Source organism: Klebsiella sp. GW_Kp181 (assembly GCF_040062315.1).
Classification (GTDB): domain Bacteria; phylum Pseudomonadota; class Gammaproteobacteria; order Enterobacterales; family Enterobacteriaceae; genus Klebsiella; species Klebsiella oxytoca.
In genome coordinates, this window is record NZ_JBEAFR010000037.1 from 1 (window position 1) to 632 (window position 632).

General features: G+C 46.0%; 1 protein-coding gene. It reads left to right on the plus strand.

All coding sequences use genetic code 11. The features are described 5' to 3' along the window. Positions 1–121: 121 nt before the first annotated feature. Positions 122–556: an IS200/IS605 family transposase gene (gene tnpA, locus ABLV11_RS07035; RefSeq protein ID WP_004111117.1), complete on the plus strand. Its 435-nt coding sequence runs from the start codon at positions 122–124 to the stop codon at positions 554–556. Positions 557–632 lie beyond the last annotated feature (76 nt).

Sequence of the window (632 nt, forward strand, 5' to 3'; positions counted from 1 at the left end):
TTGTCATCCCTAAACCACCTCCTAGGGAGGTGGTGATTGATCCTGTAAGGCTATAGCCTGAAGAATGCCCATGTCGGAATATCTCTGCTTACTCACCACAAGTAAAAGGAGACAAACCGACATGGGACTTTACAGGAGTTCATCACATGTATATTGGCGTTGCAAATACCACATAGTCTGGACGCCCAAGTACCGATTCAGGATCCTGAAAGATAAGCTGGGTAAGGAGCTGTACAGGACGATCTATATCCTCTGTGGAATAAAGGATTGTGAGGTTCTGGAGCTAAATGTTCAGCCCGATCATGTGCATCTGGTCGTCATCATCCCACCGAAGATCTCGATATCAACTCTAATGGGCCATCTAAAAGGACGCAGTGCAATCAGGCTTTACAATCGTTTTCCCCATATCAGGAAGAAGCTATGGGGAAACCATTTTTGGTCCCGAGGCTACTTTGTCGATACGGTGGGAGTGAATGAAGAAATTATCAGACGATATGTGAGGCATCAGGAGAAAACGGAACAAACGCATGAACAGCAAATGGAATTGCTAGAGTAGTCGTCGAAAGTTGACAGTAGCCCCCCTTACAGGGGGCATTCTCAAAAGCCACCTTCTCAGAAGGTGGTCTTTTACT

Bases quoted from the DNA above. Each gene is read 5' to 3' on its own strand.
- tnpA (WP_004111117.1), top strand. From the start codon at position 122: ATGGGACTTTACAGGAGTTCATCACATGTATATTGGCGTTGCAAATAC.